At 52.2% G+C, this 5,786-nt stretch carries 6 protein-coding genes and 1 pseudogene; 5 read left to right on the top strand and 2 right to left on the bottom strand.

What is annotated here, in order from left to right; all coding sequences use genetic code 11:
* The first annotated feature begins 426 nt into the window (after window positions 1-426).
* The 4 genes from OXU43_02140 (at window position 427) to OXU43_02125 (ending at window position 4,267) form a co-directional block, all read left to right on the top strand.
* Entirely contained in the window at window positions 427-1,209 is a 783-nt protein-coding gene (locus OXU43_02140; GenBank protein MDD9823960.1) for an alpha/beta fold hydrolase, read from the top strand.
* Entirely contained in the window at window positions 1,188-1,862 is a 675-nt protein-coding gene (locus OXU43_02135; GenBank protein ID MDD9823959.1) for a hypothetical protein, read from the top strand. The genes OXU43_02140 and OXU43_02135 overlap by 22 nt, the downstream gene beginning before the upstream one ends.
* Window positions 1,863-1,911: 49 nt before the next feature.
* Window positions 1,912-3,090, top strand: coding sequence for a hypothetical protein (locus tag OXU43_02130; protein ID MDD9823958.1), 1,179 nt, complete (start codon window positions 1,912-1,914; stop codon window positions 3,088-3,090).
* A 418-nt stretch (window positions 3,091-3,508) separates the two neighbouring features.
* Window positions 3,509-4,267 carry a hypothetical protein gene (locus OXU43_02125; protein ID MDD9823957.1) on the top strand — a complete coding sequence of 253 codons (759 nt, stop codon included), beginning with the start codon at window positions 3,509-3,511 and terminating at the stop codon, window positions 4,265-4,267.
* 618 nt (window positions 4,268-4,885) lie between these two features.
* On the opposite strand, the gene OXU43_02120 is transcribed toward OXU43_02125, so the two are convergent.
* On the bottom strand, window positions 4,886-5,197 hold the full coding sequence (locus tag OXU43_02120; protein ID MDD9823956.1) for a transposase: 312 nt from the start codon (window positions 5,195-5,197) through the stop codon (window positions 4,886-4,888).
* 163 nt (window positions 5,198-5,360) lie between these two features.
* Here OXU43_02120 and OXU43_02115 point away from each other — a divergent pair.
* Window positions 5,361-5,645 (top strand): annotated as a pseudogene (locus OXU43_02115) (integrase core domain-containing protein).
* Here the strand turns inward: OXU43_02115 and OXU43_02110 are convergent.
* Window positions 5,560-5,786: hypothetical protein (locus OXU43_02110; GenBank protein ID MDD9823955.1), on the bottom strand; the 227-nt coding region annotated here is incomplete at its 5' end. The pseudogene OXU43_02115 and the gene OXU43_02110 overlap by 86 nt on opposite strands.

The raw sequence follows: 5,786 nt of genomic DNA, 5'->3' as shown, positions 1-5,786 counted from the left end.
TGTAGATTTGCAGATTACGGTGGCTCTTTCGTCCCCATACACAGTCTTGTCAGACTGGGGCGCAATCTGGTAGAATCTTCCCCGCCTTTTAGGATTTAAGGAGAAAAATCTATGGTCCATTTTGTTCCTGCTGACCGACGCCAGCCCATGTTATTGCCGCGCAACCTGAAGGATTGGGGCCCCAAGGACGATTTGACACATTTTGTCATTGAAGCCGTCGAAGCGCAATTATGGCAAACAGGCAAGCCGATGGAATGCTCGTTCTCGGAATGCCCTTTCTGTCCTTGCTGTGCTGTTGCTGTACCCCAAATCTAACAGGCTGTTAAGCGAGGTAGAAATCGAACAACATCAGGGATTATTTCGTGAGCGTGAAGTACTGGGGATTTAATTCCATTCAGATACCGAAGTTTCGCAGGAGATACAGAAATGAGTACAGAACCAAAGCAATCTACACTGCACATCAGAACCTCTGATAATATTTCCCTCGCGGCCATACTCTCAACACCGTTTGGCAAAGCCAGTGGTGCCGCACTGCTTGCCCACGGTATCACCGTCGAAAAGAACGAAGGTGGGTTTTACACGCGCCTCGCAACGCTGCTAGCCCGAAGGGGGATCCAGAGTCTTCGTTTCGACTTTCGAGGTCACGGTGAAAGCGGCGGTCGTCCTCAAGACATGACGATCAACGGCGAAGTGCAAGACTTAATAGTAGCAGCCAACTATCTCCATTCCCTTGGATGGATTCGCCTCTCGGTCGTCGGGACGAGCTTTGGAGCCGGGATCGCAAGCTTAGCGGCTAAGCGCAAACCAGATTGGATATCCTCTCTCGTTCTTCTCGCCCCGGTCCTGGATTATCGGCGCACGTTCTTGCAACCGGAGACGGAGTGGGCGTCGGAGTGGTTTACCCCAGATACCCTCGCTAGGGCCAAAGCCACTGGCGAACTCGACTTGGATGGATTTTCTCTTGGATACGAACTGCTCAAGGAATTCGAGACCCTGAATCCTGGCCAAGTGCTTACGACACTCTCAGTGCCAACCCTCATTGTTCATGGTACCGATGATACGATGGTACCGTTCGATGTTGCACAGGAATTAGCCTGGAACTGTGGGCACGCCCGATTTCTTCCGATCAAGGGGGCTGATCACGGGTTCGAGGATTCCGAGGAAATAGTATTCGCCGAGGTGGCAAATTGGATATTGAAACATATCTGAGGCTAGCCACTCCTGACGAGTTCCCCGGTGTCCGATTCGGTACAGGGGTTATGGTCTACGGAACAGTCCGTATTCTATCTGGCACATGCATCGGGGACTACTCGATCATTGGCGTCCCTACGTGTGAAGACATACGAGAAAGAGAAGCCCCGCACGAAACCTTGATTGGGAAGGATGTCTGCACGGGAGTTCACTGCGTGATCCACTCTGGCGCAAAAATAGGGCATCGTGTGCTTATACAAAATCACTGTTCTATCGGAAGCGAGTGCGCCATCGGAAATGATTCACGGATTCAATATGCTGCACAATTGCATTGGAAAGTCAAGATAGGGACGCAGTGTGTGATAGGAGGGTTTTGCTGTGATCGCTCTTCAGTTGGTGATGGGGCTATCGTGCTCGGCAAGCTAATTCACAAACTGAAAGATCCACGCGCATCCTGGGATGAAACCGAGGAGCCATCTCCAGTAGTTGAAAAGAAGGCAGTCGTGGGATTCGACGCTCTACTCATCGGGGGCATCACAGTTCGATTCGAAGCCTACGTGGCGGCAGGTGCGATAGTTACGAAAGACGTTCTACCGGGCTCGCTCGTCATAGGAACCAAGCACTACACAGCTGCGGAGTGGCGTACGCAAAAGAGGTCTGTCCATGAGTAGGGCAAGGCAGAAAAACTCCACGTCCAAAAAGGAAAGATCATCTCCAAAGATGGCTACAAGCCGTCCGCGAGTTCCTTCATCACGCACCTACACCGTCTTCCTTGGCTTACAATTCCGATCAAAAAAATATGATCGCAGTGACATCGTTTCTGCCGTCGAACGCGCCGCCGAGATGGCACAAGATGATCTTCAGCGCACACACCCGGGGGTAAGCATAAAGGTTAGGCATCAGGCTAATCCTGGCGAACCAATCAACTCACAGATTATCTCCCTCGTTAAGAACGCCGCAGCAGCGATATTTGAGGTATCCGAGGAGAATTCGAATGTGTACTTCGAGATGGGGCTGGCCTACGCATCACTGGTTACGAAACCACTGTTGCTTTTCAAAAAGCAAGAATCGCAAAAGGTACGTATCGCCAGCGATGTTCAGGACATTCTTCGATTGGAGTATCTAGACGGTGGCAGCGACCAGATGGTTGGACGTATCGCACAACACATTAAGAAGTTGATTCGGGGCCAGATTAAACAAGAACAGCGACAAGATGCCTGGGCTGACTTGCGGAAGATTTGGTCAGGAAGCTCTCGAAGCCAACAGACTACGATCATTTGTCCTGAACTGCCACCTTCGTACCAGCCGAAGTATGCCAAGCCAGACTCACCGGAGTTTGTAAACCTAGCACGATTCGGCGACCTCGACGCTCTTGTCGAGGTTCTAACGCTACTGCCGCAACTAGCTCCGAACATGGAAACTAAGTACGTTACTGCACAAGAACTACAACAGAGAGATCGCCAGGGCAACGTGATAGTCATTGGCGGACCGGATTTCAACTCGTTTGCTAAAGATCTTCTTGATAGACAGTCTTTCCCATTCACATACCGTAACCAGAAAAAAAAAATAGCCCTGTATGAGCGAACAACAAAAAAGGGGTTCCAACTCCAAAAAAACAGAAAATACGTAACACACGACTATGGGCTATTTGCCAGGTTTCCAAATCCGCTGAACCGACAGAATGTCGTCATTATGATTGGCGGACTGCAGACCTTTGGGGTACTTGGTAGTGTCCACGCCTTCGGCATGAACAGCATCGGAAAGAAGAATGTAAAACGCGTGATGAAGCACTGCTCTGGGACACTACAGTTTGCTGTGCTCGTTCCGGTGAACGTATCTGGGGGACAATCATCAAAAAGCGATATAGATATGTCTACGTTTCATTTACACCCATGGTGAGATCGTGAGTAACGAGTCAGGATACGCGCCTTGCCATAACAGCAATGTCGTGTTCTGTCCTACACGGGATCGTCCGGAACAACTGACTAAGACAATTAGCGCTCTTGTTCGAGACATTGAGAGCGGCTATTGTTCAAACAGCCAAGTGCTACTCATAGATGACTCCACCATGCCATCGGCAAGGGAAAAGAATCGAAACACAGCAACACAAGGTGGTCCCGTGACGTATCATGGCCCCGAGGAACAGAGACGTTTTCTGGATAGGATGTTACAATCCCGCGTCATTGATGCGGATGCTGATACACTAGGGCGCTTTGTTCGTTGGCTCGGAGGAAAAGAATGGGATCTGGGGGGCGTTCGGAATTACCTAGCGATACTTGGAGCCGCACTCACAGCGTCTGACCGGTCCTTCATAGCAATGATTGATGATGATGTAGAATTAGATGGTCGATCTCAAGAAAATGGTAGGGGCTCGATTGAATGCTTGTGGGAAAAACTAGAGCATGAGGAAAATTGTATTGTGGGTGGATGCCTGTCAGGCATGCCAGATATCTCAATGGTTGAACGTGCGGAGCTTGAGTTCAGAAAAGCGGAAGGCCTCAAGGCATTTGAACTGTGCAAGCCCCCGTTTCCGGTTTCGGGAGGCTTCCTGGCCTATCGCCAGAAGTGGCTAATGCGTGTGCCCTTTCCACGGAGCTACAACGAGGACTGGATTTGGCTTACCGGGTGTTCTTGGAGGGGAGCCATAGTCGCTCGGACAAATGTTCAAGGAACTCATGCCTGGTCACCTATGAAGCACTGCAAAACGTCAGAACTAGAGCGAGAGATGATGGGAGAGGTCCTTAGCTCGGGTCTTCAACTTGCCCATGCGAGTAATGCGCATATCGATGATTTGTGTGCAACAGCCAGGGACCTCGCTTTCTGGCAAAAGATGATTCGAGATGAATATAAGGCTCTAGACGGCCGACGTTATCGCCTGCAAGAACAAATGCAACAAAAAGGAATTACCGGCAAGGAATGGAAAATACATGATGTGATGGACTGCGCCCTCAAGATCCTGCTTTATCTAAATCCAGAGAGGATAAAACACCAGGCACAAAGATACTTGAGAGGCATCAGGTTGTGGGAACAGTTGTTCCAGAATGTAGCGCCCCGGACCATGTCAAATATCTTATGAGTACTAACTAAAAATACTAGCCCAGATATTGCACGAGTGCCAGTTTGCCACTGGATGTGTCGTCGTCTGGGATAGCTGACAGGAAGGCGGGCTCGGAGCGGTCCATTTTCGAGCGGGATTTGCGTTTCGGCCGGTTTCGGGCGTACGCTCCCCGCATTCCTCCATTCTTGGTCTGCGTGCCAAAGCAACACTACATCAGGGTTACGAGATATCCAGGCACCAAGCGGCGATTCACCATAACTGTTGGTGCGGACAGGCGCTGCTCAACAGCAAGCGACCCCGACGACTTGTTGCGTAGTACCACAGCGCTGCTCTTCAACAGTATGAGAAAATCCGATTCGAGCCCCGCCCCGCGCCAGAGAAGTGCTCTTCAAGGCCAGGCACCGCAAGTCCTCGAACAAAGTGTAAGCCAATCCCGACAGCAACAGTCGCATCTGATTCGGCCATCAGCAGCGGCAGGACATCCTGTCTGCGAACAAGTCTAACTGTTGATTCTTGATCCGGTTTTCCATCTCCCCGCGCACACATTACAGTTGGTCATACAGGGACTGTGCTCCTGTAGGTTGGTGACGACAAAGCGCGGGGTGGCGCCATGCGCGCCGTACTTGGCCTTGACGATCACGCGCCGTTTCCGGCCCCAGCTGCGGGCACCGTAGTGCAACAACGCAAACCGGCGCTGCTTCTGGCGCCCGTGGCTTCGTAGTGATCTTCGGCCAGTCTGGTCCAAGGGACCGCCAACGCCAGGAGTCTGCGGTTGCGAGTGATTCCCACCAGACACTTCACCCCGTAGTGCTCGCACCAGCGCAACATCTTCCAGTGGCAAAAGCCGCTGTCGCCACAAAGCACGATCTCCACCCTCGGCCACTGTCGGCGCAACGCCCGCACCAGTAGCGCCAGAATCGCCCAATTGTACCGAAATCCCCAACTCACGCACCAGAGCCGGACCAGATTGGGACGAGTTCTGGATATACGCCCGAGTAGCGGACGTGGTCTTGGCCAATTTGTGCAACTTCATGTTTATCTTTTAGCCTCCACTTTACATAGTCGATACCGGATTGGATGGAAGCGCCAGAAAAACAAGCCCAAGGGCAGGCCCAGCGGCAGGCACCCGTTTGACCTCATCTGCCAAGCGCAGCGGATTGAGCATCGTCTGATTCGCCCGTGGCACCCGCAGACCAACGGCATGGTGGGGCGTTTCAACCGACGCATCAGCGAAGCGGTGCGCAGCAGGCCTGCCGTCAAGAGTCATCACGGCAGGAGGAAGTTCCGCAACCATGAGCAAAGGAACGCCTTCATCTATCGGTTTGTGGAGAATTACAACCGAACCCGTCTGAAATGCCTGGACTACACTGCTCCGATAGAGGTCCTGAATAATTAGACACAACTGTACAACTGGCTTTGCGGCGCGTATCGCGCAGCATCCGGGCGAGCGCCCGGGTCAAACCGAGTTTGCGGTCAACGGTGCCGAGCAGCGGGATGCCGCCGTTGCCGGTGATGTCGCCGCCGCAAAACTGCGCCT

It is taken from the genome of Gammaproteobacteria bacterium (assembly GCA_028817255.1).
In the GTDB taxonomy this organism is placed as follows: Bacteria; Pseudomonadota; Gammaproteobacteria; order Porifericomitales; family Porifericomitaceae; genus Porifericomes; species Porifericomes azotivorans.
Note: the sequence above shows the minus strand (reverse complement) of the source record. Positions and strands in the feature narration are given on the sequence as shown.

Excerpts from the sequence above, each read along its gene's own strand:
- OXU43_02130 (MDD9823958.1), top strand. The coding sequence starts at position 1,912 with ATGGCTACAAGCCGTCCGCGAGTTCCTTCATCACGCACCTACACCGTC.
- OXU43_02125 (MDD9823957.1), top strand. The coding sequence starts at position 3,509 with ATGATTGATGATGATGTAGAATTAGATGGTCGATCTCAAGAAAATGGT.
- OXU43_02140 (MDD9823960.1), top strand. The coding sequence starts at position 427 with ATGAGTACAGAACCAAAGCAATCTACACTGCACATCAGAACCTCTGAT.